27 protein-coding genes are annotated in these 21,628 nt (G+C 43.1%); 14 read left to right on the plus strand and 13 right to left on the minus strand.

The annotated features are described in order from the left end of the window. Positions 1-131: 131 nt before the first annotated feature. Both hemQ and gerQ read left to right on the plus strand, forming a co-directional pair. The gene (hemQ, locus tag M3610_RS13015; RefSeq protein ID WP_098571574.1) at positions 132-875 is read left to right on the plus strand and encodes a hydrogen peroxide-dependent heme synthase; all 744 of its coding nucleotides are present in this window, start codon (positions 132-134) and stop codon (positions 873-875) included. A 224-nt stretch (positions 876-1,099) separates the two neighbouring features. Continuing rightward, a complete protein-coding gene (gene gerQ, locus M3610_RS13020) occupies positions 1,100-1,576 on the plus strand; it encodes a spore coat protein GerQ (protein ID WP_251459595.1) in 477 nt (158 codons plus the stop codon). Positions 1,577-1,758: 182 nt separating this feature from the next. On the opposite strand, the gene M3610_RS13025 is transcribed toward gerQ, so the two are convergent. The 7 genes from M3610_RS13025 to M3610_RS27985 form a co-directional block, all read right to left on the minus strand. Next, entirely contained in the window at positions 1,759-2,133 is a 375-nt protein-coding gene (locus tag M3610_RS13025; RefSeq protein ID WP_098571575.1) for a DUF423 domain-containing protein, read from the minus strand. Between the two features lie 17 nt (positions 2,134-2,150). Continuing rightward, positions 2,151-2,471 (minus strand): YwdI family protein, encoded by a 321-nt coding sequence (locus tag M3610_RS13030; protein WP_251459597.1) that lies wholly within the window; start codon positions 2,469-2,471, stop codon positions 2,151-2,153. 172 nt (positions 2,472-2,643) lie between these two features. Beyond that, a complete protein-coding gene (locus M3610_RS13035; RefSeq protein ID WP_098571577.1) occupies positions 2,644-3,663 on the minus strand; it encodes a thiazole biosynthesis adenylyltransferase ThiF in 1,020 nt (339 codons plus the stop codon). A gap of 5 nt (positions 3,664-3,668) precedes the next feature. Then, on the minus strand, positions 3,669-3,905 hold the full coding sequence (moaD, locus tag M3610_RS13040) for a molybdopterin converting factor subunit 1 (RefSeq protein WP_098571578.1): 237 nt from the start codon (positions 3,903-3,905) through the stop codon (positions 3,669-3,671). Next, positions 3,898-4,362, minus strand: coding sequence for a molybdenum cofactor biosynthesis protein MoaE (locus tag M3610_RS13045; RefSeq protein ID WP_098571579.1), 465 nt, complete (start codon positions 4,360-4,362; stop codon positions 3,898-3,900). Before M3610_RS13045 ends, moaD begins: the two co-directional genes overlap by 8 nt. Before the next feature lie 109 nt (positions 4,363-4,471). Next, entirely contained in the window at positions 4,472-5,137 is a 666-nt protein-coding gene (mobA, locus tag M3610_RS13050) for a molybdenum cofactor guanylyltransferase (protein WP_251459599.1), read from the minus strand. A 6-nt stretch (positions 5,138-5,143) separates the two neighbouring features. Further along, positions 5,144-5,275: a hypothetical protein gene (locus M3610_RS27985; protein WP_285851125.1), complete on the minus strand. Its 132-nt coding sequence runs from the start codon at positions 5,273-5,275 to the stop codon at positions 5,144-5,146. A gap of 75 nt (positions 5,276-5,350) precedes the next feature. Between M3610_RS27985 and pdxK the strand changes: the two genes are divergently transcribed. The 3 genes from pdxK to bshB2 all read left to right on the plus strand — a co-directional run bounded on the left by pdxK (position 5,351) and on the right by bshB2 (position 7,419). Continuing rightward, positions 5,351-6,196 carry a pyridoxine/pyridoxal/pyridoxamine kinase gene (gene pdxK, locus M3610_RS13055; RefSeq protein WP_251459601.1) on the plus strand — a complete coding sequence of 282 codons (846 nt, stop codon included), beginning with the start codon at positions 5,351-5,353 and terminating at the stop codon, positions 6,194-6,196. Positions 6,197-6,370: 174 nt separating this feature from the next. Beyond that, positions 6,371-6,718, plus strand: a complete 348-nt coding sequence (locus M3610_RS13060; protein ID WP_251459603.1) for a YojF family protein — start codon at positions 6,371-6,373, stop codon at positions 6,716-6,718. 29 nt (positions 6,719-6,747) lie between these two features. Then, entirely contained in the window at positions 6,748-7,419 is a 672-nt protein-coding gene (gene bshB2 / locus M3610_RS13065) for a bacillithiol biosynthesis deacetylase BshB2 (protein WP_098571659.1), read from the plus strand. A 37-nt stretch (positions 7,420-7,456) separates the two neighbouring features. On the opposite strand, the gene M3610_RS13070 is transcribed toward bshB2, so the two are convergent. Further along, positions 7,457-8,200: a Crp/Fnr family transcriptional regulator gene (locus M3610_RS13070; protein ID WP_251459605.1), complete on the minus strand. Its 744-nt coding sequence runs from the start codon at positions 8,198-8,200 to the stop codon at positions 7,457-7,459. A gap of 240 nt (positions 8,201-8,440) precedes the next feature. Between M3610_RS13070 and M3610_RS13075 the strand changes: the two genes are divergently transcribed. The 7 genes from M3610_RS13075 (at position 8,441) to M3610_RS13105 (ending at position 15,114) form a co-directional block, all read left to right on the plus strand. Further along, a complete protein-coding gene (locus M3610_RS13075; RefSeq protein ID WP_098571582.1) occupies positions 8,441-8,896 on the plus strand; it encodes a cytochrome C in 456 nt (151 codons plus the stop codon). A 17-nt stretch (positions 8,897-8,913) separates the two neighbouring features. Further along, positions 8,914-10,779: a Sec-dependent nitrous-oxide reductase gene (gene nosZ / locus M3610_RS13080; RefSeq protein WP_251459606.1), complete on the plus strand. Its 1,866-nt coding sequence runs from the start codon at positions 8,914-8,916 to the stop codon at positions 10,777-10,779. A 90-nt stretch (positions 10,780-10,869) separates the two neighbouring features. Further along, the gene (locus M3610_RS13085; protein ID WP_251459607.1) at positions 10,870-11,439 is read left to right on the plus strand and encodes a hypothetical protein; all 570 of its coding nucleotides are present in this window, start codon (positions 10,870-10,872) and stop codon (positions 11,437-11,439) included. Then, a complete protein-coding gene (gene nosD, locus M3610_RS13090) occupies positions 11,440-12,780 on the plus strand; it encodes a nitrous oxide reductase family maturation protein NosD (protein ID WP_098571585.1) in 1,341 nt (446 codons plus the stop codon). After that, on the plus strand, positions 12,744-13,541 hold the full coding sequence (locus M3610_RS13095) for an ABC transporter permease (RefSeq protein ID WP_251459609.1): 798 nt from the start codon (positions 12,744-12,746) through the stop codon (positions 13,539-13,541). The genes nosD and M3610_RS13095 overlap by 37 nt, the downstream gene beginning before the upstream one ends. Continuing rightward, positions 13,538-14,215: an ABC transporter ATP-binding protein gene (locus M3610_RS13100; RefSeq protein WP_251459611.1), complete on the plus strand. Its 678-nt coding sequence runs from the start codon at positions 13,538-13,540 to the stop codon at positions 14,213-14,215. Before M3610_RS13095 ends, M3610_RS13100 begins: the two co-directional genes overlap by 4 nt. Further along, complete coding sequence (locus M3610_RS13105) at positions 14,212-15,114, plus strand: FixH family protein (RefSeq protein ID WP_098571588.1); 903 nt, start codon at positions 14,212-14,214, stop codon at positions 15,112-15,114. Before M3610_RS13100 ends, M3610_RS13105 begins: the two co-directional genes overlap by 4 nt. A gap of 77 nt (positions 15,115-15,191) precedes the next feature. Here the strand turns inward: M3610_RS13105 and M3610_RS13110 are convergent, their stop codons facing one another. Both M3610_RS13110 and M3610_RS13115 read right to left on the minus strand, forming a co-directional pair. After that, positions 15,192-16,046, minus strand: coding sequence for a Cof-type HAD-IIB family hydrolase (locus M3610_RS13110; protein WP_098571589.1), 855 nt, complete (start codon positions 16,044-16,046; stop codon positions 15,192-15,194). Positions 16,047-16,117: 71 nt separating this feature from the next. Next, positions 16,118-16,786 (minus strand): DNA alkylation repair protein, encoded by a 669-nt coding sequence (locus M3610_RS13115; protein ID WP_098571590.1) that lies wholly within the window; start codon positions 16,784-16,786, stop codon positions 16,118-16,120. Between the two features lie 119 nt (positions 16,787-16,905). Here M3610_RS13115 and M3610_RS27990 point away from each other — a divergent pair, with 119 nt between their 5' ends. Continuing rightward, positions 16,906-17,034: a hypothetical protein gene (locus M3610_RS27990; protein WP_285851160.1), complete on the plus strand. Its 129-nt coding sequence runs from the start codon at positions 16,906-16,908 to the stop codon at positions 17,032-17,034. A gap of 75 nt (positions 17,035-17,109) precedes the next feature. Here the strand turns inward: M3610_RS27990 and M3610_RS13120 are convergent, their stop codons facing one another. The 3 genes from M3610_RS13120 to ybaK form a co-directional block, all read right to left on the minus strand. Beyond that, positions 17,110-17,766 carry a proline-rich domain-containing protein gene (locus tag M3610_RS13120; RefSeq protein WP_251459613.1) on the minus strand — a complete coding sequence of 219 codons (657 nt, stop codon included), beginning with the start codon at positions 17,764-17,766 and terminating at the stop codon, positions 17,110-17,112. 82 nt (positions 17,767-17,848) lie between these two features. Next, positions 17,849-18,952: a PRK06851 family protein gene (locus M3610_RS13125; protein ID WP_251459615.1), complete on the minus strand. Its 1,104-nt coding sequence runs from the start codon at positions 18,950-18,952 to the stop codon at positions 17,849-17,851. Positions 18,953-19,046: 94 nt separating this feature from the next. Next, on the minus strand, positions 19,047-19,523 hold the full coding sequence (ybaK, locus tag M3610_RS13130) for a Cys-tRNA(Pro) deacylase (protein WP_218936493.1): 477 nt from the start codon (positions 19,521-19,523) through the stop codon (positions 19,047-19,049). Positions 19,524-19,796: 273 nt separating this feature from the next. Here ybaK and M3610_RS13135 point away from each other — a divergent pair, with 273 nt between their 5' ends. Further along, complete coding sequence (locus M3610_RS13135) at positions 19,797-21,605, plus strand: TIGR04190 family B12-binding domain/radical SAM domain protein (protein WP_251459617.1); 1,809 nt, start codon at positions 19,797-19,799, stop codon at positions 21,603-21,605. Positions 21,606-21,628 lie beyond the last annotated feature (23 nt).

The raw sequence follows: 21,628 nt of genomic DNA on the forward strand, positions 1-21,628 counted from the left end.
TTTATGATTTACTTTTCCCATGAAAAATATCCATTGATTTGCTTAGATAGGTTTATTCGCGCGCCACTGGGTCAAACTATGTTATAGTAAAGATTGTTAATAAGAAGAATGATTATTTAGGAGTGATTATAATGAGTGAAGCAGCAGTAACGCTAGATGGCTGGTATTGCCTCCATGATTTCCGGACGGTTGATTGGACAACTTGGAAAATGCTCCCTAGTGATGAACGCCAGGCCGCCATCCACGAGTTTTTAAGTCTAGTTGAGAAGTGGAATGCCACACAGGAACGTAAAGAAGGCAGTCATGCTTTATATACAATTGTTGGTCAAAAAGCCGATTTCATGATGATGATTCTTCGTCCAACGATGGAAGAACTAAACCAAATTGAAACCGAATTCAATAAAACAAAATTGGCTGAATTTACGATTCCTGCCCATTCTTATGTGTCGGTTGTCGAGCTTAGTAACTATTTGCCCGCTGGGGAGGATCCATACCAAAATCCACAAATCTTAGCGCGGCTTTACCCAGCGCTTCCTAAAACAAAGCATGTTTGCTTCTATCCAATGGATAAAAAACGTGAGGGTAACGATAACTGGTACATGCTGCCGATGGAAGAGCGTAAGAATTTAATGCGCAGCCACGGAATGATTGGTCGTACATACGCTGGAAAAGTGAAGCAAATCATCACCGGTTCCGTTGGTTTTGACGATTATGAGTGGGGCGTAACCTTGTTTGCAGATGACGTCCTTCAGTTTAAAAAGCTTGTCTACGAAATGCGTTTTGATGAAGTAAGTGCTAGATATGGAGAATTTGGCTCTTTCTTTGTGGGTAACATCTTAGAGGAAGAACGTGTAGCAAATTTCTTACATGTTTAATTTTAAAAGTTCTCAGCTGCGGCTGGGGACTTTTTTTGCTGTTCCTCCCCTGCTAGCTAGTCATATTTCTCTCCATGTGCTCATACTATTTAAACAGCGAGTCTTAGAAAGAACTCCATTAATCTCAGAGCTATTATTTTTCCTATTTGTAACCAATTTGGGATAAAGGAGTATTAATAGGAAGTTGTTCCACTCGTTTTATTCACTTTTTAGGAGGGAAAAGGATGAATCAATTCTACAATCCACAGGGCTTTCAGCCTTATACTGGAGCAGCAGAGCAACAACAGAGAGCTCAAGGGATGCCGGGGGGCGGGCAAAGTTTTTATCCAGCACCAGGTGCACAAGGATTCCCACAATTTCCGCCAGCCGGTGCCGGGGGCGGGGGGGCTGGCGCACCTGCAGGGATGGCTCCAGGCCAACTGCCACTTGAACAGTCATACATCGAAAATATTTTACGCTTGAATAAAGGAAAATTGTGCACTGTGTTTGCCACCTTTGAGGGCAATAACAAATGGAATGCAAAAGAATTTACGGGGATTATTGAAGCGGCAGGAAGAGACCATGTGGTTTTAAGTGACCCACAAGCCGGGACCCGTTGGCTTATCCCAATGGTTGCTGTCGATTATATTCAATTTCCAGAGGAAATTGAGTATGAATATCCATATGGCAGTTCCGCTCCAGCGACTTTCCCGCCAAGGTAAATCCTATGAAGCCAACACCAATTGACCATCAATTGGTGTTTATTTTTTTGGTTATGTTATATTGGCATGTTGATTTCCGCTTCAGGCGTTTCGCTCCAATCAACATGGTGCCAAAATCATCATAGCCGATTTTTTTGAGAGACAAAAAAAGACATCGGGCGCCCCCAATGCCTGTCTTTCAATTATAAATGTTTCACTGCTCCAACAACGATTAGGATCCATGCGGCTAAGAAACAGACCCCGCCAATTGGTGTGATTGCTCCTAGGATGCCGATTTTTGTTAAACTCAGCACATACAAACTTCCGCTGAAAAAAATAATTCCCGCCAGCATTAACCATCCTGACCAAGTGAATTGCGGGCTGGCGGTGGCTATTTTTCCAATTAACAAACCTACAATTAACATCCCGATTGCGTGGAACATTTGATACGTGACCCCTGTTTTCCAAATATCCAAATAATATGCATCGAGTTTATCCTTTAATCCATGGGCTCCAAAGGCGCCAAGCGCAACTGCGATAAAAGCATTGATGGCACCGACTATGATAAAAGCTTTCATGATAATATTTCCCCCTTTTAAAAATCAAACAATGAATCTCCGTTTGCTTCGTCTTCCATATCCAGTTTTTTGGGCTGCTGTATTGTTGGTGCTTGTTGTATGATGGGCTGATTCATCACAGGCTGTTGGTAGGCCTGGAACGAGACAGCCGGCTGAACTGCTTGTACTGGAGCGGCTGGAGCCTCACTCTTCCGCGCTGGTGTTTCATCTAGCAATAACTCACATAATGTTTTAATAGAGTAGACTTTTTCACGCATGCTTTCTTCTTTTGTACTGCTCTTCGCTAGTTTCAATTCCGCTTCTATTTTCGCTAATAGTTTTTGGACAGATATATTCACTTGTCTAGCACCTCTAATTTCAGTCTCGATTCTATTCTACATGAGTATCGCCTTTTTTTCGAAAAATTAGCCCGCAAAGTGATATCACACTTCGACATGATCTTCAATGTTTCACGTGAAACAAGTCGAACGCTGAAAAAATAACCCGCACCAATGACGGCACGGGTTCAAATTATCCTAAAATCCGCTGGTAAACTGATTTGGCATGTGTCAAATCCTTGGTGCCGTGAATGAGGGCGCGGCCATCTTGAAAAATAACCATCCGCTCTACGCCCATTTCAACCGAAACCAAATAAGGGTTGCCCTTCACCACATATCCTAGTGAACCAAGCTGACCGGCGAGGCGTTCTAACGAGATTTCACCTGCCGACGATGGGCGGATTTGCACGGTATCACGTCCGCACAGTACCGTCGTCTTCGTCATATTTTCCTGATCGAGATAGGGATAGGTCCGCTCCTCGCCGCAAGATAAGCAGCCGGCAAACTTCGCCTTCGACATCTTCAAGCTTGTATACTGATTTCTCCATAAATCAAAGCTGACAAAGGAAGTCCGGACCGCGTCCCAATCCTCCACCAACATCTTCAGCGCTTCCGCAGTCTGATGAGCAATGACCATTTGGACAGCTGGAGAAATGATTCCTCCTGTATCACAGGTCATCCCCTGGAGCGGAATAGAGCGCAACAAACAATTCAAACACGGGGTTTTCCCAGGAATCATCGAAAATGTCATCCCAAAGCTGCCGACACAGGCCCCGTAAATCCATGGAACCTTGTATTTTTGCGAGACATCATTCATCGCCATTCGCGTTTCGAAATTATCAGTCGCATCCATCATCACATCAACGTCCACAACAAGCTCTTCTAATAACTCAGGGGTAGCATCACCGATCATCGAGACCACTTCCACATCTGAGTTAATCGCACGCAGACGTTTCTCCGCCGCGGCAGCCTTGGGAAGTTTCTCAGCGACATCTTCTTCCGTATAAAGCTGTTGGCGCTGCAGGTTGCTGGCTTCCACATAATCGCGATCAATAATCGTAATCTTGCCGACACCTGCCCGCGTCAGCACCTCCGCACTTCCGGATCCTAAGGCCCCTGCCCCGATAATCAGCACATGCTTGCTGCGGATCTTTGCTTGTCCTTCTTTGCCGATCCCCGCAAAGAGGACCTGCCGTGAATACCGTTCGTCCATGCTGGTCAGCCCCCGCTTACAGGCGGAATAAAGGCAATTTCATCCCCCGCTTGAATCACTTCATCGTTTGCGGCAAACTCTTCATTGATGGCCGTCATCACCGTATCCATCTTTGGCAGATCATACTTAGCCGCTAACTCTGCCTTTAACTCCGCCACCGTTTTACCACCGGCATCGACAGATAGGAACTCTGCACCGCCGACCGCATCACGTAAATGAGCAAAAAATAACACCTTATTCATTTAAGTCACTCTCCTCTGGCTTACCGCTCGGATAGGCAACTGTTTCGAGCTGATTTCCCATCCATGCTTCGCCTTCCTCCCAGTGTTCTTTCTTCCAAATTGGAACAATTTCTTTAATCCGTTCAATCGCATAGCGGTTCGCCTCATAGGCATCAGCACGGTGCGGCGTCGAGACGGCAATAACCACTGCCACATCGGTAATATCTAAACGGCCGACGCGGTGGGTGATAGCCACGCACGCACCTTCCCAGCGTTGTTCAATTTCCTTGCCGATTTGCGCCAACTTCTTAACCGCCATCGCTTCGTACGCTTCATAAATTAAAAATAATGTTTTTTTACCTTTGGTTAATTCCCGAACCGTGCCGATAAACGTGGTAATCGCACCGGCATTACGCTGGACAACCTTATCTATGACCGCTTGAATATCGATTGGTTCTTTTGAAATTTCGTACATCATCGGTTTACACCCCTACCCCTAAGCACTTAGGCTCTGCATTTTTTGATCACTTGGTATCCACCAATTTCACCAATTATGTGAACCGTGTAGTCGGTCCCCTTTTTCCACCTTATCTATCTTCCGCCCACTTTTTAGCATCTTCGTACTCACTTGGGTGATTCATATTAAAAAAGACCCGCTCTAAATCGATGCTGCTGTATGCCTGAAGGTCTTTTTCTGTTACATACAGGACATTTAAGCGTTCAAGCAAATGTTTCATCCGAAGTTGTCCCGCTTCAATCATTTGTGCTGCCACGTCCGCTGCCCTTTTTTGAAAGACGGCAAACAATGGGTGCTGGACTCCATTAATGATTGGGATGACGGCATCAAAACCGCTGCTTTTTTTGACAAGCAGTTCGGCAAGTTCCGCGGAAGCAAACGGCATATCACAAGCTACGACAAAATTCGTTTCAAATGGAGATGCCAGCAGTCCTGCATGTACTCCTGCAAGGGGGCCCTGACCAGGATACAGATCTGAGACCATCTTCACTTCTAAAAATTGGTAGTCTTCAGGATGATTGGTTACAAGAATTATATCAATAAACGATAGGTTTAGTGCATCTGCCATTCTCTCAATGTTCGTTTTCTCGTTTATTTTTAGAAGGGCCTTATTGGTGCCCATCCTGCTTGATTTTCCACCTGATAAAATAATTGCCCCAGCCTTCATCAACCCTGCACCCTCTTCATTTACATCAATATCCACGCCCACAGCTTGATAGCCATTATCCTGTGCCACATAATCCTAATGAATCGAGTTTAAATCCAGTAAGGCAGCTGATGGCTTTTCAATATATTGGCGTGTAACAATAATTTTAATATAGCCATTACAACCTTCGCAAACTTGAATTTCAAACTGACCATATAGATCGAGCATTTTGTGACTCCTGTTAATTTTTGAAAAATGTTCTATAATAATTAAGAGTAAAAATTTAAGGAGGAGTACATACATATGACCATCAACAAAGTGATGACAATCGCTGGTTCTGATACAAGCGGCGGCGCTGGCCTACAAGCGGACTTAAAGACTTTTCAGGAACTTGGCGTTTATGGAATGACTGCAGTGACATCCATCGTGACAATGGACCCCAAAAACCATTGGCACCACAATGTTTTCCCCATTGCTGTTGATACGCTTGAGACTCAGCTTGAAACCATTCTTTCCGTTGGGATCGATGCGATGAAAACCGGCATGCTTGGGACTGTAGAGATTATTGAATTAGCGGCTCGGAAAATCGATGAAAACAAACTTGAACGTGTCGTGATTGACCCTGTTATGGTTTGTAAAGGTGAAGATGAGGTCCTAAATCCAGAAACTACCGATGCAATGCGTGAGTTTCTATTACCACGCGCCTTAGTCGTGACTCCTAATTTATTTGAAGCAGGACAGCTGGCTGGCATGAAAACCCCGCGTACTGTGGCGGAAATGAAGGAAGCAGCTGAAAAAATCCACGAACAAGGGGCCAAATTCGTGCTGATTAAGGGCGGCAGCAAGCTTGAATCAGAAGAAAAAGCCGTTGACCTGCTTTATGATGGAAAAGAATTTATGCTTTATGAGTCGGAAAAATTTGAAACGACCTACACTCATGGGGCGGGCTGCACCTACTCATCAGCAATTACAGCGGAATTAGCAAAAGGAAAATCCGTTTATGATGCGGTCGATGTCGCAAAGGAATTTATCACAGCAGCCATCCAGCAAGGTTTCCGTCTCAACGAATACGTTGGACCAACCTGGCATGGGGCTTACCGCAGTGGAGCGAAAGCTGTTACCGAGTACTGCGAAGATTGTGTGGAATAAGAAAGAGTCAAGAAGAGCCGATCGCTTGATCGACTCTTCTTTTTTGAGGTCATTTGTTGGTGTCAGGCACCAGTTTCGCATTTTTTACCTGATTTTAGTATGATAGTTACATTATTAACTAAAATAGACATTAGACATAATCTCAAAATTAATGATGGGAAAGGAGGCTTCATTTTGGAACTTATTGATGTAAAAGGTGCACAAGATGCTATTAACAGCTTTGCTAATAAAGATGTCTACATTCACCTTGAAACGACCAACGGTGCCTATGCTTCACATAACGATCAAAGCTTCTTTTCAGCCGGTGCATTCATCCGCAATGCCCTTGTCCGTTATGAATTAGGGAAAATAACAGGGAATGGCCCGTTTCGGGTTGGGTTAAAGATTCAGCTTGGCTGGATTTACGCAGAAGGGATCACTCATTACGAAATTGATGAGGACAATCGTCTCTTATTAGCCGGTCACGACCATGATGGAAAACTAGCGGTTGCCTTGGAGATTTCCAGCACCCCTTTTGAATAAGAATGCAAGGCCCGAAAGGAGAAGAATTTATGGAAAAAGAACGCCAAGTATTGGTTGTTTTCCCTCACCCTGATGATGAGGCATTTGGGGTGTCAGGCACCATTGCCACCCATGTGCAGAACGGAACCCCTGTTACCTATGCCTGTTTAACGTTAGGTGAAATGGGACGCAACATGGGAAATCCTCTGTTTACCAATCGTGAAAACTTGCCGAAGATTAGAAGAGAAGAATTGAAGGAAGCGGCACGGGTACTGGGCATTCAAGACTTGCGCATGCTCGGATTCCGCGATAAAACGATTGAATTTGAAGATGAAGAGAAACTTGCCAATCAAATGTTAGCCTTGATTGAGGAAGTTAATCCTTCTCTTATTATTACGTTTTATCCAGGCTACTCTGTCCACCCGGACCATGATGCCACTGGTGCGGCGGTCGTTCGCGCGGTTGAAAAAATGAGCCCAGCCGCACGGCCAACCTTACACTGTGTTGCCTTCTCAAACAATTGTGTTGATGAGCTCGGGGAACCAGATATTCTCAATGACATCAGCCCTGTTGCCAAAACAAAAATGGCAGCCATCCAGGCGCACCGTTCGCAAACCGAGCAAATGTTTATCGGAATGGAAGAGAAATTAAAAAAACAAGACCCGCAAGTGATGAAGTGGATTAATAATGAACGGTTTTGGACGTATAAATTTACTAAGTAAACGGAAAGCCCCTCATAGTGAAGGGCTTTTTTCTATGTCAATATTCCCGATGCAGCAACGTGCACAGCGTACACCAATCGCGAATAATAATCTTCCGTGATTTCATTTCGATGATGCCATCTTTTTTTAACTTGGAGAAGACGCGGCTGACACTTTCCCGGGTTGTTCCGACCACGGTGGCAAATTCCTGAATGGTCAAGGGAATCTCTATTTCCCATCTGTTCAGGCCATTATTAAATTTATTACCGAGGCGCTCTAATGTCTTAACAGTCTTCGCATACACATCGAGCAAAGCCACGTCTCGTAATTGCGAGGTCATTTCCCGGAGCACATCACTCATATAACTAATCATTTGAATCGATAATTCCGGATGGTTGAACAAATCCCGTTCAAGTTCCAATTTATCTAAAAATAAGACTTTCCCGTCCTGAAGCATGGTCGCAGTTGCCGGGTAGTACTCTGTCCTTTTTGTAAACAAACAGGCTTCTGCAAACACATCCCCTTGTTGCTTCACACAGACAATAATTTCATTTCCCTGTTCATCCTGCTTCGTTAACTTCACTGCACCGGTATGAACAAAATAAATCCCCTTGGCCACTTCCGCTTCCGAAATGATCCTTTCCCCTTTTTTCAACTCGAGTGTTTGAATCCTTTTTTCAATAATCGCTAGCGACTTCTCCGATAAATCCTTAAAGATAACAATTTTCCGAAGTAAATCCATTTGGGCAACCTGTTGATAGATTGCTAGATTCGGCTCTTTTAAACAATCGACTTGAATCATCCTTTTCACCACCCTTATTAAAAATCCCCTTTTGATGATCACTTACTTTTATTGTAAAGAACTGCGTCACTTGATGTAGTGACGAATTTCACAAAACGTTCATCTTTTCAAATCACGTGATATTAAGCCCTTTCACAAAACGTTCAAAAACTATAACAAAGGTGTGCGGTAGGTCACATTTTTCTGACATGGAAGTGTTTAGGATGAAGATGTTCATTTGAGAAAAAAGGAGGGAAAAAGATGAATAAAGCCATTATCAGTTTTGTTATTTGTACATTACTCGGCTTTGGATTAGGTTACTTAGTGTTTGGCGTGATCATGGGGGATTCCGCAAAACAGCCTCAAGTGGCACAAACAGAAACGAAAGAGACGACAGAAACTTCTGCTGCTAAAGAAGAAACAACGACCGACTCAAAAGAAGCAACAACGGTTTCTGCCAATGAGGATAACATCCTTAACAAGAAAGGCTGCCTCGGCTGCCACAGTGTTGAATCTCTAAAAATTACGGGTGGAGCAGTTGGCCCAGATCTTTCCCAAGCGTTTGTAAACGTAGAAGGCAAGCATGGCAAGCCGATTGAAGAATTTTTAAAAGCGCCTACTTCTGCTGTCATGTCAGGTGTGATTGGGAAAAATCCATTATCTGACGAGGAACGTAAGCAAGTATTAGACCTACTGAAACAAGCCTCTGAAAAATAAAAAAGGTGGTGTACATAATGAAAAAATGGATTCCGATTGCATCGGGTCTCTTAGCCGGGTTTGTCGCAGCAACGATTACGTTTGCAGATTTCTCAGCTAAGACAGACACGCAAGCAGCGTCAAGCACAAAGAGCGATGCCGAAAAGGTATATGTCCCATTCGGCCAAAAAGATGATTACTATCTATTTGCTTCCGGCGGCCACTCCGGTCAAATGTTTATTTATGGTGTGCCATCCATGCGTCATATTCGAACGGTTCCGGTCTTCTCGCAGGATTCGGCTACAGGGTACGGATTCGATGAACACTCGAAGAAATTAATGGGCGGTTATACATGGGGAGACCTACATCACCCGGCCTTCTCTGAAACAAAAGGTGACTATGACGGGAAATACATGTTCGCGACCGATGTTGGTAACAGCCGTGCAGCCGCGATGGACTTAAAAACATTCACCGTGAAAGACATCATTAACGTTCCAAATACAAGCGGACCACACTGTGCGGCCTTCGTTACGGAAAATACCGAGTATATGTTCCTGCCGACTCGCTTCGCCGTGCCGCTGCAGCACAAATACGAATCACTAGATGATTACAGTACAAAATATCGCGGCGTGATGTCTGCTGTCACATTTGATCAAAACAAACAAAAGCTAAATATTGGTTACCAAGTCGCCCTTCCACCATGGTCCTATGACCTTTCTGATGCAGGTAAAAAAGAATCAGCGGATTGGGCGGTTATGACGACTTATAATACCGAAGAATCAACAACAAACCTTGAAATTAACGCTTCACAAGCTGACCGTGACTATATTGTTCTTTTCAACTGGAAAGAGCTTGAGAAAATGGTCAAGGAAGGCAAGTACGAAAATGTGGGCGGTCAGAAAATGATCTTCCCTGAGAAGCAAAAAGGCGGCATTTATTTAATTCCAGTCGCAAAATCACCACATGGTGTCGACGTAACACCAGATGGCAAACACTTCATTGCCTCTGGAAAATTAGCACCAACCATGACCGTCTTCTCTTTTGAAAAAGCTTTTAAAGCTGTCGCAAACAAAGACTTCGCTGGTGAACGCAATGGTATTCCAGTCCTTAATTACAAATCCGTGATGGAAAGAGAAGTTAACCCTGAAAATGCCTTAGGACCACTGCACACGCAATTTGATGACAAAGGCATGGCCTACACAACGATGTTTATTTCTTCGGAAATTGTGAAATGGGATCCAAAAACAGGTGAAACATTAGATCGTGTCCCTGTCCAATATTCTCCAGGACACTCTGTTGCCGCAGAAGGTGACACGGTTGCACCTGACGGAAAATATATCATTGCCTTAAATAAGATTGCGAAAGACAGCTATTTATCCGTTGGACCTTCTCATCCTGAATCGATGCAGTTAATTGATATCAGCGGCAAGATGAAGATCATCCAATCAGCACCCGTTAACCCAGAACCACACTATGCCCAAATGATTAAAGCGGATAAAATCAAAACCATTGAAGTCTATCCGAAGGACACAAAGAATAAGGAAGCTGTTTACAAGCAGAGCGATACAAAAATCGTTCGTAATGGTAACAAAGTCGATGTATATGGTATCGCGATGCGTTCGAAATTTATCTTTGATGCCAAAGCAAAACGTCCTGATGTGATCGAAGTAAATGAAGGAGATCATGTGACGATTCATCTGACAAATATTGATTTCGATGAAGATATTACCCACGGATTTGCCATCAACAGCTATAACTTAAACATGGAAGTCCAGCCGGGACAAACCAACACAATGGAATTTGTCGCGAATAAAGCAGGAACCTACCCACTTTATTGCACAAACTTCTGTTCTGCGCTGCACCAAGAAATGACCGGTTACTTCCTTGTCAAACCAAAACAGTAATTTAAGCAATATGTTGGTGATGGGTATCAATGAAAAAGATTGATACCCTTCTCCGTTTACTACCGATTTCATTAAAAAGGCGATGTTAACATGAAGGGTAAAACCAAAAAATTATCAGTAGTTTCTTCATTATTACTTGTTACTTCAACTATTTTAATAGTCATCTCACTATTTTTCCCATGGTGGAAAATGGTCTTTGTTGCTCCGCAATATCCAGAAGGGTTAAATATCATTGTGTATCCGAATAAGCTCGCAGGGGAAATTGATATCGTGAATGGGCTTAACCACTATATTGGGATGGCCAACTTCAGTGAAAAAAACTTCCCTGAATTAGCGTATTTACCTTATTTAGTTGGAGGATTAGCGGCTCTTACGCTTTTAACCGCCCTGCTCCGAAAAAAATCCGTTCTTTACGGATTGATTGGCCTATTTGTGATTGGCGGCGGACTCGGTGTATATGATCTTCACCATGCATTGAAAAAGTTTGGCACCAATCTAAGTCCTGAAGCTCCGATCAAAATGGATCCGTTTGTTCCGCCTATTTTAGGTCATAATACGGTGGCGAATTTCCAAACCAACAGCCTGCTTGGCCTCGGAACATATTTGGTGATCTCTGCGTTTATTCTCTTACTCATTCCGTTATGGAAGGATCGAAAGTAAATGAAAAAACTTGCGCTCGTATCTTTCATTTTTTCTCTATTGCTAGTCATGAGCCCTGAGAAAAAGCTGGCAGCCGAACCATTACAAGCAACTATCGACAGCCTGAAAGAAGGGGCGGTCCTCCAGCTTGAAAATAAAACGTACCAGGGCAATATTGTCATCAACAAACCGATAACGATCATTGGCTCAAAAAAGACGGTGATTAAAGGAGACGGATCGGGCAATGTCATTTCCATAAAAGCCCCTGATGTGAAACTGAGCCATCTAACCGTCATGCATGGAGGGATGAACCGGAACTCTGCTGAGGAGTACGCGGCCATTAAGATTTACACAAACAACAATGTCGTTGAACACATCAGCATCCGCGACTCCTTTCACGGCATCTATTTAAGCCAGGCGCACCATAATACCATTCGTTCCAACCAGATTAAGGGCCTGGGCAAAGGCGAAATTGCAGCCCAGGGAAATGGGATTCACGTTTATTATGCCAATGATAATCTGCTTGAAAAAAATACGATTGAAGGCACCCGGGACGGGATGTTCTTTGAATATGCCAACAACAATAAAAGCTATGAAAATAATATTAGCCACACAAGATATGGCTTGCATTACATGTATTCCGACGAGAACATTTTCAAGAAAAATATATTCACGATGAATACCGGCGGGGCCGCGATTATGAACTCAAACCATTTGAAACTCGAGGATAATCAATTTCTCGTGAACTACGGCAATCAATCCTTTGGATTACTATTACTCCAAGCCAATGACAATGATATTGCCGATAATACCTTTTATATGAACCAACGCGGTATGTATATTGATCAAGCAACCAGAAATGAATTTCGCCACAACAAAATCGTTCAAAACCAAATCGGAATTGAACTGTGGTCGAGTTCCAACGAACAAGTATTTACCTTAAACCAAATTACCGAAAATACGATTCCTGCTGTAACTCTTGGCGGCAATAGTGAGAATAATTCCTGGAGCAAGGATGGCAAAGGGAATGACTGGGGCAGCGCGTTCCCAATAACCGATTTAGACCAAGACCACATTGGGGATTTTCCAATAACCTATCGTTCTTCTTTATACCAATTAATTGAAGACCAAGAATTATCCTATTTATTTTTAAAAAGTCCTGCATTGAAGATTTATGAAAAAATGAACGCGACTCTGTCAAAGGAAGCCATCATGTTCCATGACCCACACCCGCTATCAGCGTCAAAAGGAACACATTCGAAAGCAATTATCCTTATTGCCACCTTGCTTATCGTGGGGATTTTACTAAAGGGGAGACACCTACTATGCATTACATTTGGAAGGAATGGAAGGAAAATATAAGAGGAAAAGGACTTTGGCTAAGTTTAAGTATTATTGTTCTGATTTCAATTGCAATTTTATTTCGTTCCTCAGCCCTTTCATTTGATAAAGGCTTTTATGTGCTCTTAATCAACCTGTTTGATACGATTATCTATTTTATTCCAATTCTATGCTTATTTATCGGGGCATTCTCGATCTTTCAAGAAAAAGAACAAAAGACTTTGATTATGCTGCTGACAAAGACAGACCATTTCGGAAGCTTCCTAATCAAAAAAAGCCTGGGACTCTATACCGTTGTCCTTGTCCCGCTGATCACTTGGTTTTTCGTCTATTTGTTACTATTAAAATTTAACTTTCAACTTGATATGAAAAGTTATTTCATCTTTGTGGCAGCGATTGTTTGCATGGGCCTTGTGTTCTTGCAAATGGGTGCCGCCATCGGCAGTATCAGTCGCTCGAGGATGCAGATATTAGGGTTTACGATCTTCGTCTGGTTCTACTTTTTCTTCTTGCACGATTTTATCTTGCTGTCGTTCTTACCGAATGTGACCCATGAAAATGTAAAACTATTTTCTTCCGTCTACTTTTTAAATCCGCTTCAGGCTGTTCGAATGTTTTTAGAAACAGGCACGGGGGTATATTCCTTCGGCCATATGTCGAGACTCTTACAAGCGTTTATGTGGACGAAGCCGGCCTTCTTCCTGCTTGGAAATCTATTGTTCTGGCTCATCGCTTCATTTTCCACAGCGATTGTATTCAATCGTAAGGAGGGATACGAATGATCAACGTCAAGAATTTAAACCAATCATTCGGAAAAAAAACAGTCTTGGATTCAATCAATCTAGACATTCACCGGAATGAAATTTGTGCCCTGGTTGGCCGAAACGGTGCCGGGAAATCGACATTTATCAATAGTTTGCTTGGATTACTGCCAGTCAAACAAGGAGAAATTTTAATAAATGGGATTGCCGTGAACAAGAAAAATGAGGAGTGGAAACGAGCAATCGCCTATCTGCCGGAAAAATTTATGCTTTATCCGATGCTGACCGGATTGGAAAATATGACGTTCTTTGCCGAGGCGGTAACGAAGACCGCCAACCGGGAACGAATTGAGCAGGTACTTCGCTCGGTCAGCCTGTGGGACGACCGCCATGAACAAGTCAAGAAGTACTCGAAAGGAATGCTGCAGCGTCTTGGTTTAGCGATCACCCTTTATCAAGATTCCAGCCTGCTGATTCTTGATGAACCGACGAGCGGAATAGACCCGCTCGGAAGAAAAGAAATTTTAGATGTACTCCATTCCCTTCAGGATAAGACGATTCTGCTGTCTTCGCACCATCTGGACGAAATCAAACAGATTTGTACCCATGTAGCATATTTGGAAAATGGAAAAATGAGGAAATATAAAGTAGACGAGTTTTTACAAACTCATAATTTAGGAGGAATCAGCTCATGAAGATACGGATAATATTCGCCATCCTTCTTCTGGTTGCCGTGATAGCAGGATGCAGTTCAGACCCTGACTATAAAGTGGACGTCACGAAGGATCTTTATTTCGTTAAGGATACAGCCATGCCGTTTGAAGTAAAAGTAACCGAAAATAAGAAAGCCGTAAAAGGGCTAGATGTATCTGCCCACCTAGCAATGACGGAAATGGATCATGGCAGTTATGATGTCAAGCTGGAGGAAGGGAAAAATGGCACCTATACTGGCAAAGTGAATTTGCCGATGGGCGGTAAATATGAGGCCGTATTTACGCTTAAAAAGGATGGGAAAAAGACCGAGAAAGTCATTGAAATGAACGTAACCAAGCCAAAAGGGGTTGCCAAGGTGAATGGCGAGTGGATCACTGATGAGGATGTCAGCTTTTATAAGTTCATTAATCAATTGCAGCTGGCCATCAACCGTGAGAGCGCACAGAAACAATATAAGGGCGAGCAGTTAGAGGAAGAACTAACTTATTTAGAGGCACAGGAAAAAACACTTGAAGATAAAAATCAGCTATTAACACAAATCATCCGCCTCCGGGCGATGGCTCTACTCGCGGATGAAAAGGGTCATAAAGCAACGGAGACGGAAGTAGATGCAGCCCTTAGCAAAGCACGCGGACAATATAATCAATTTGAGTCCGCTAAAAAGCTGATCAACGAGTACGGAGAAGAAAAATTTTGGGCAACAGAAAAGCAGCAGTATCAAATGATTGTCATGTCCCAGAAGATCCAAAAAGACTTAATTACCAAGGCCAAAAAAGAAAACCCTAAAGCCGGCGAACAAGAAATCTACTACCAAGCCCAAAAAGATTACGAAGAACTCCTAGTTTCACAGGTGAATTCATTAAAAATTGAGATTATGTAAAAACAAAACCTAAAGGGTGTCAGGCACCATGTGAAATATTCACATGGTGCCTGACACCCTTACTTACAACTTACAACTTATATTACTTCATGTATCGCCTTTGCTACGCCGCTTTCAACATTGGTGTCTGTAATTACATCACAAAGAGATTTGATTTCGTAATTGGCATTTCCCATCGCCACAGATCTGCCTGCTTTTTCAAACATCGATACGTCATTATAATTATCACCAATCGCCATCGTTTCCGCTAAATCAATTCCTCTTGCTTTTACAAACGATTCAAGTGCAATTCCCTTTTGAGCCTCACGATTCGTGATTTCGAGGTTTTCATGACCGGAAGAAGCGATAGCAAGTTCTTCTAAGTCTGCTAATGCTTGATTTGCCGCTTCTAATTTTTCCCCATCAAACGAGAAGACAAGAAATTTATAGATTTGATACTGATCATTCGCAAACAGCTGTTCATAATCTTCAATTGTTTGGACTAAGCCATCACGGATTCTTGCCCCTGCTGCTTCAGTGATCTCAGCTTGATTGGCTTCTGGGTTCGCACTCATCACGATATCAACAAGAATGGAAACGGCCTTGTCGGGATCAATCGTGAAGGCACCCTGATTTGTGTAAACTTCGAAATACACGTCCTTTTCTGCAAGTCTTGCAGCAACCTCTCGAGCTAATTGTTTCCCAATCGGCGTCGCTGAAAGGATATCCCCCTCTTCGGAACGTACTTCCGCGCCATTCACACAAATAACCGGGCAGGTTAAGCCCGCCTCAGAAAGTACGTAAGTAGCCTCTTGATACGACCGGCCTGTCGCGACCACCACTTCAACGCCTTGTGACTGCGCTTTTAAGATAGCATCTTTATTTGCTGAGCTGATTTGTTGAACTGAATTCAATAATGTCCCATCCATATCTGTTGCAATACATTTAATCATGCTGTTCACCCTCTATCCCTTTTCATTATTGCTATTTTAACAGATAATCTAATACATTATCTCCCAGATGCTCAACCTAAATACTTACTTCCTTCCCGAACACTTAACGGTGCTAGCTTCGTCGCTTCGATAAATTTTTTCACGGAAGCAGGATTGGACTTTGAATATTCCCGTAATGCCCAGCCAATGGCCTTTTGGATAAAAAATTCCTTACTGTCTGCATTCAGACGTATGTATTGATAAAGAAGCTCTTCATTCGTGTTCTCTTTATACTTTAATTGAAAAAGAAGTGCCGCCCTGCGCAGCCAAAGGTAATCATGGGTCGCCCAGCTATCAATCGTTTCTGCCACGACCTCAGGAAACCTTTTGGCAATTTCCCCAACCGGTTTGGGAGCAATTGCATCAACCGTATCCCACCACGATTTCGTTTGAATCAATTCCTCCATAAAGGGTAAATCACTCTTCTCTAGCTTTTTCAGCGATTTTTCCATATAAACCAATCCTGTATATTGGTACTCACGTTCATCCTTCGCCCAAAGTTCGCGAATAAATGCTTGGTTAAACGGCTCCTTTAATAATCCTGTTTCTTGAAAAAATTGCTTCTCCAGCACACTCCGATCCGGCTTCTTGATGCCAAGGAAAGGAAAGTGGTCTTTCATGTATTTCTTCATCGGTCCAGCATTGGCTTCGTTGCGATTCTTTTCAAATAGTTGTGTTAACAAATCGATCTTTGACTGCATTCAATCACCCTTTCAAAAAATTCCCACCAGCTATCTCATCATTCAACTATTACCTTTATTTTACCTGAATAAACAACATACTCGAAAGCAAACTAAACCATAGTGAAAAGGAGGGATCAATGATGACGAAGAAATACAACAAAGGCAGCAAGAATCAAAACTCCCCGCAAGCAGGACAGTCGGAAGCTGAATTTTCCAGCGAATTTGTCAGCGGTGATAACAGCAAAGGTAATAAACGCAACAAGTGACAAAGCAGCAAAACAAATCCACATTCTTAGAATGAAAATAAGAACTGCCCATTTTTTCAGGGCAGTTCCTATTTATTAGTGGCAACTAAATGAACGGATTCTATTTAAGTCCGTTCCATAATATACCCAGTGGTTTCCACTCCAGCGATACCCGCCGATTGAGTTTCTGCCCACGTAGGTTGGATAATACCAGAAGCTACTTCCATTTCTTAACCAAATATAGGTATAACGGTACAGGCAGTGCCTAATTCCTCCTGGGTCAACCGCATATAAGCCAACTGATTCTTGTGGAATAAAGGCTGGCGGTGGTGCAGTCGGGGCACTGCCATAATGTGGACCGCCTCCATATGGCGGTTGATATCCTCCTCCATGCGGCGGCGGCTGATGACCTCCCCCATGTGGCGGCGGCTGATGGCCTCCTCCGTGCGGCGGCGGCTGATGACCTCCTCCGTGCGGCGGCGGCTGATGACCTCCCCCGTGCGGCGGCGGCTGGTGGCCTCCCCCATGTGGCGGCGGCTGATGACCTCCTCCATGCGGCGGCGGCTGATGACCTCCCCCATGTGGCGGCGGCTGATGGCCTCCTCCATGCGGCGGCGGCTGATGGCCTCCTCCATGCGGCGGCGGTTGGTGACCTCCTCCATGCGGCGGCGCTTGTGTTTGTTGCCGGAGGGTGTGTTCATAAGGAGAATTAGGCATTCTTCCATGACCCTGAGGGTAATTGAAATGATCCAAGGTTATTAGCCCCTTTTATTTAATTTTCCCTTTAAGGTATGCGCCGTGCCTAATTTGGTGAGAAGTATCATTGAAAGTTTTGTTACTCTACTTTACTCGCCGCTAACTCCCTGATTTCCTCGGCTATTTTGTTCTGGATTCCTTCAACAACGGAAAAGTCCATCGCCGCAATATAGATTTCCTCCAGCTCATCATGAAGTTCCTTTGCCCGCGCTAAATAAGAGATTGCCTCGTTCATCTTATTTTTATAATTGGTTGAGATTTTAGTAATGATCTCTTCAAAAATTTCATCTGTCCCTGGAGCGATTAGTAATTCATACATATCGATGATTTCATCGCCGTCTCGGCTTGGGAAGTACTCATGTGGTGCCGTACTATCAAAAATCGCAATTCCAAGCTCCCTGAAAATAACCATATCAAGGCTGTGCGGGTCAAAGCCGCAATGGTAAACTTCAACATCCACCCCTCTGACTTCAGCCGCTGCCGCAAGCTTCTTCAGCATCGTGGATTTACCAGAGCCCGGGCGCCCTTTAATGAAATAACGTTTTGGAATCTCTTCGGTTAAATTCGGAACATAATCGACCGCTCCCTTAGGCGTTGCTGCTCCTAAAAAGCGATGACGAATATCTGATTTCTTACTAAGCTTCATTTTTCCAAAAAAGGAATCAATTAATTTGGTCGTTAATTGATCAGCTTTCTTAAAATCCATGCTGTTAATATAGATCTTTTCCCAATCATCATGTATATCCAATGCTTCCTTAAACGTATCATATGCCTTATGAAAGGACTGGCTGATTTGATTGGTTAACTTCAAGATGGTACTTTTATGGGTCGCTAAGGCACGAGCATTCCAAGCTGTGCCGAGGTTAATATACTCATCCACTGCACCTGGTGCTTTGGGTTCAATCACATGCGGGGCAGTTCCATCGACAATTCCCACCTTTAACGCCGGGATTAACACGCCATCAATGGAATTATTATCAGAAGAACAATGTAAGAATTCAACATCATAGCCCTTTTCAAGCCACTCATTGCCGATCTTTTTCATGAGTGAGGATTTACCTGTTCCTGGTCCGCCTTTTAGAATAAATAACCGGTCTAGATCTTGAAGATTGGAATCATATAAATTATGGAAACCTCTAGCTGTATTACCGCCAGCAAAGTAATTTTTAATTTTTCCTGTCACTGAGCAACACTCCCTTTTATCGTGACACTCGTAAGATAATTTCACCCTATCTTATGCGATTGCCACCTATAGGTGAGTGCCTAGGAAAAAAATCTTACTTAATGATTGGGACAATGTCAGCTTTTGTGACCTCTTGCAAGCGGGCAGGGGCTAACGCAATTTGGACACCAATTTTCCCGGCACTGACAATGATGGTATCCAGATCCCTTGCTTGTTCATCTATAAATGTCTTATACTCCTTTTTCATACCAATTGGTGAACAGCCGCCGCGGATATATCCTGTCCATTTCTGAATATCCTTGACGGGGAGCATTTCTATATTCTTTTCACCAGCTGCCTTTGCCGCCCTTTTTAAATCCAATTCTTCAGCAACCGGAATAACAAAGACATAAATATTCTTGCTGGCGCCCTGTGCCACGAGCGTCTTATAGACTTCCTTAGGATCCCTGCCTACTTTTTCGGCAACAGAGACACCGTCAATTTTTCCGTCTTTATGATCATAGGTAAGCATGTCATAGCTGACCTTTTTTGCATCTAAAATGCGCATCGCATTCGTTTTTGCTTGTGCCACGTTATCATTCCTCCCTGACTTTGAAGACTCTAAACTAGTTTCAAGCATACAGGTTTAGCAGGATTTACACAAAATCACCCAAAATCTGTCACCCATTTGTCACTCTAATAAACAATTATTATAGTACACTAAAATCAACAATAATAAATTACTTTCATTTCCAAAATAGATAATATCTTCTTTAAAAAAATCGTATATTCCATACTTCACATACGATCTTTTTAAGCCTATGAAAGATGATGTTTCTATCCTATTTTCCATGAGGTGAAATAAATGAAATACGATTTAGTCCTTTTGCATGCACCAAGCGTTTATGATTTTCGAAAAAACTCCCTGCTTGCCGGCCCCATCAGTGATGTAGTTCCCTCATCACCCGTATTTGAGATGTACCCAATTGGTATTACCAGTATCGCGGAATACCTGGAAAGGTACGGTCTTCGAGTAAAAATCATTAATATTGCCAATCGAATGCTCATGAGTGACAAATTTGATGTCGAGGCAAAGTTAAAGAACGTCCAAACAAGGGCCTTCGGGATTGACCTACACTGGCTTCCACATGCACACGGCAGTATCGAATTAGCCAAAGTGGTTAAAAGGCTGCATCCTGATATCCCCGTGATCTTTGGCGGCCTGTCTTCGACCTATTATCATAAGGAATTGATAGAATATCCCTGTATCGATTTTGTAATGCGCGGCGATTCCACCGAAAAACTGATGTTGCTATTGATGAATAAAATCGAACAAGGAAATACCCACTATGCTGACATCCCCAATTTAACGTGGAAAAAGGGCCGCGATATTGGCTGCAATCCGCTTACCTATGTACCAAAGGATTTAGATGATCTGGATGTGCCAGGATATCGCTATGCGATACGCTCGGTCTTTAAATATCGGAACTTCCTTGACCCGCTGCCCTACAATGGCTGGCTGCAGTACCCGAATACCGCCTTATTGACGGCGCGGGGCTGCTCACAAAACTGCCTGATATGCGGTGGTTCGAAGGATGCTTATAATCAGAACTGCAACCGTGGTGCGCTCGCCTTACGGTCACCTGAAAAGCTCATTGAAGATATTAAATTCATCTCCCGGTTTAGCCGGGCACCCATTTTTATCCTCCATGATTTGCGCCAGGGTGGACGTGAATATGTCAAAGAGTTCTTTAGCCGCCTGAAAGAACTCAATCTTAAAAATGAAGTCGTGTTTGAATTATTCCAGTATGCGGATGAAGAGTTCTTTAAGCAAATGAATGAAAGTGTTCCAAAATATAGTATTGAGATCACGCTTGAAACCCATGATGAAAAGATTAGACACTATAATGGGAAATTTAATTGTACCAACTCCAAAGTCATCGATACGCTCCTGTTTGCCTTAAAGCACGGCTGCAAAAAAATCGATTTATTCTTCATGGTTGGAATTCCAGGACAAACGTATGACAGCGCCTTAGAAAACATTGATTTCTGTGAAAAGATTCATCTTGCCTGTCATCAGGACAAACGGATTTTCTATTTTGTCGCACCGCTTGCACCGTTCCTTGACCCTGCCAGCCCAGCCTTTGAACATCCAGAACTGCACGGCTATAAAAAGTTCTGCCATACCCTTGAGGACCACCGCAAGGCGATCATTCAACCTTCTTGGAAGCATATGCTCAGCTATGAAACGAAGGATATGACCCGTGATGATATTGTGAATTCGACCTATGAATCTGCTAAACTACTAAATGAATTTAAATTAAAATATGGGCTGATTGATGTAGAAGGGTATCGTGAAATTAATTGGAAGATTGAGAAATCGATTCATTATATTGAAAAGATAGACCATGTTCTCTCGCTTCCTAAAGAGCAGCAAGGAATTGAATTGGCGAAGATTCGGGTAGAAATAGAAGAGCTAAATAAATATAGTATTTGTGGAAAGAACGAGTTAAAGTGGGAAGTCCAAAAGAATTATGCTAACTTCTTTTCACTAACATTAGTTGGCCTTGAACAGCTATATGAGGATTATGCGAACAAGATTAGACATTTACTGCAGCCGAAACGGCGTCAGCAATTCCGGCTAGATCCTGAACAACGGAAAATAAAGATTTAATCACAAAAGGAGTTGAGGGGAAT

Source organism: Neobacillus sp. MER 74, assembly GCF_023714155.1.

What these genes read in the sequence shown, in the direction of transcription:
- hemQ (WP_098571574.1), top strand. Translation starts at nt 132, where the DNA reads ATGAGTGAAGCAGCAGTAACGCTAGATGGCTGGTATTGCCTCCATGAT.
- gerQ (WP_251459595.1), top strand. Translation starts at nt 1,100, where the DNA reads ATGAATCAATTCTACAATCCACAGGGCTTTCAGCCTTATACTGGAGCA.
- M3610_RS13025 (WP_098571575.1), bottom strand. Translation starts at nt 2,133, where the DNA reads ATGAAAGCTTTTATCATAGTCGGTGCCATCAATGCTTTTATCGCAGTT.
- M3610_RS13035 (WP_098571577.1), bottom strand. Translation starts at nt 3,663, where the DNA reads ATGGACGAACGGTATTCACGGCAGGTCCTCTTTGCGGGGATCGGCAAA.
- moaD (WP_098571578.1), bottom strand. Translation starts at nt 3,905, where the DNA reads ATGAATAAGGTGTTATTTTTTGCTCATTTACGTGATGCGGTCGGCGGT.
- M3610_RS13045 (WP_098571579.1), bottom strand. Translation starts at nt 4,362, where the DNA reads ATGATGTACGAAATTTCAAAAGAACCAATCGATATTCAAGCGGTCATA.
- M3610_RS27985 (WP_285851125.1), bottom strand. Translation starts at nt 5,275, where the DNA reads ATGCTCGATCTATATGGTCAGTTTGAAATTCAAGTTTGCGAAGGTTGT.
- pdxK (WP_251459601.1), top strand. Translation starts at nt 5,351, where the DNA reads ATGACCATCAACAAAGTGATGACAATCGCTGGTTCTGATACAAGCGGC.
- bshB2 (WP_098571659.1), top strand. Translation starts at nt 6,748, where the DNA reads ATGGAAAAAGAACGCCAAGTATTGGTTGTTTTCCCTCACCCTGATGAT.
- M3610_RS13070 (WP_251459605.1), bottom strand. Translation starts at nt 8,200, where the DNA reads ATGATTCAAGTCGATTGTTTAAAAGAGCCGAATCTAGCAATCTATCAA.
- M3610_RS13075 (WP_098571582.1), top strand. Translation starts at nt 8,441, where the DNA reads ATGAATAAAGCCATTATCAGTTTTGTTATTTGTACATTACTCGGCTTT.
- nosZ (WP_251459606.1), top strand. Translation starts at nt 8,914, where the DNA reads ATGAAAAAATGGATTCCGATTGCATCGGGTCTCTTAGCCGGGTTTGTC.
- M3610_RS13085 (WP_251459607.1), top strand. Translation starts at nt 10,870, where the DNA reads ATGAAGGGTAAAACCAAAAAATTATCAGTAGTTTCTTCATTATTACTT.
- nosD (WP_098571585.1), top strand. Translation starts at nt 11,440, where the DNA reads ATGAAAAAACTTGCGCTCGTATCTTTCATTTTTTCTCTATTGCTAGTC.
- M3610_RS13095 (WP_251459609.1), top strand. Translation starts at nt 12,744, where the DNA reads ATGCATTACATTTGGAAGGAATGGAAGGAAAATATAAGAGGAAAAGGA.
- M3610_RS13100 (WP_251459611.1), top strand. Translation starts at nt 13,538, where the DNA reads ATGATCAACGTCAAGAATTTAAACCAATCATTCGGAAAAAAAACAGTC.
- M3610_RS13105 (WP_098571588.1), top strand. Translation starts at nt 14,212, where the DNA reads ATGAAGATACGGATAATATTCGCCATCCTTCTTCTGGTTGCCGTGATA.
- M3610_RS13110 (WP_098571589.1), bottom strand. Translation starts at nt 16,046, where the DNA reads ATGATTAAATGTATTGCAACAGATATGGATGGGACATTATTGAATTCA.
- M3610_RS13115 (WP_098571590.1), bottom strand. Translation starts at nt 16,786, where the DNA reads ATGCAGTCAAAGATCGATTTGTTAACACAACTATTTGAAAAGAATCGC.
- M3610_RS27990 (WP_285851160.1), top strand. Translation starts at nt 16,906, where the DNA reads ATGATGACGAAGAAATACAACAAAGGCAGCAAGAATCAAAACTCCCCG.
- M3610_RS13135 (WP_251459617.1), top strand. Translation starts at nt 19,797, where the DNA reads ATGAAATACGATTTAGTCCTTTTGCATGCACCAAGCGTTTATGATTTT.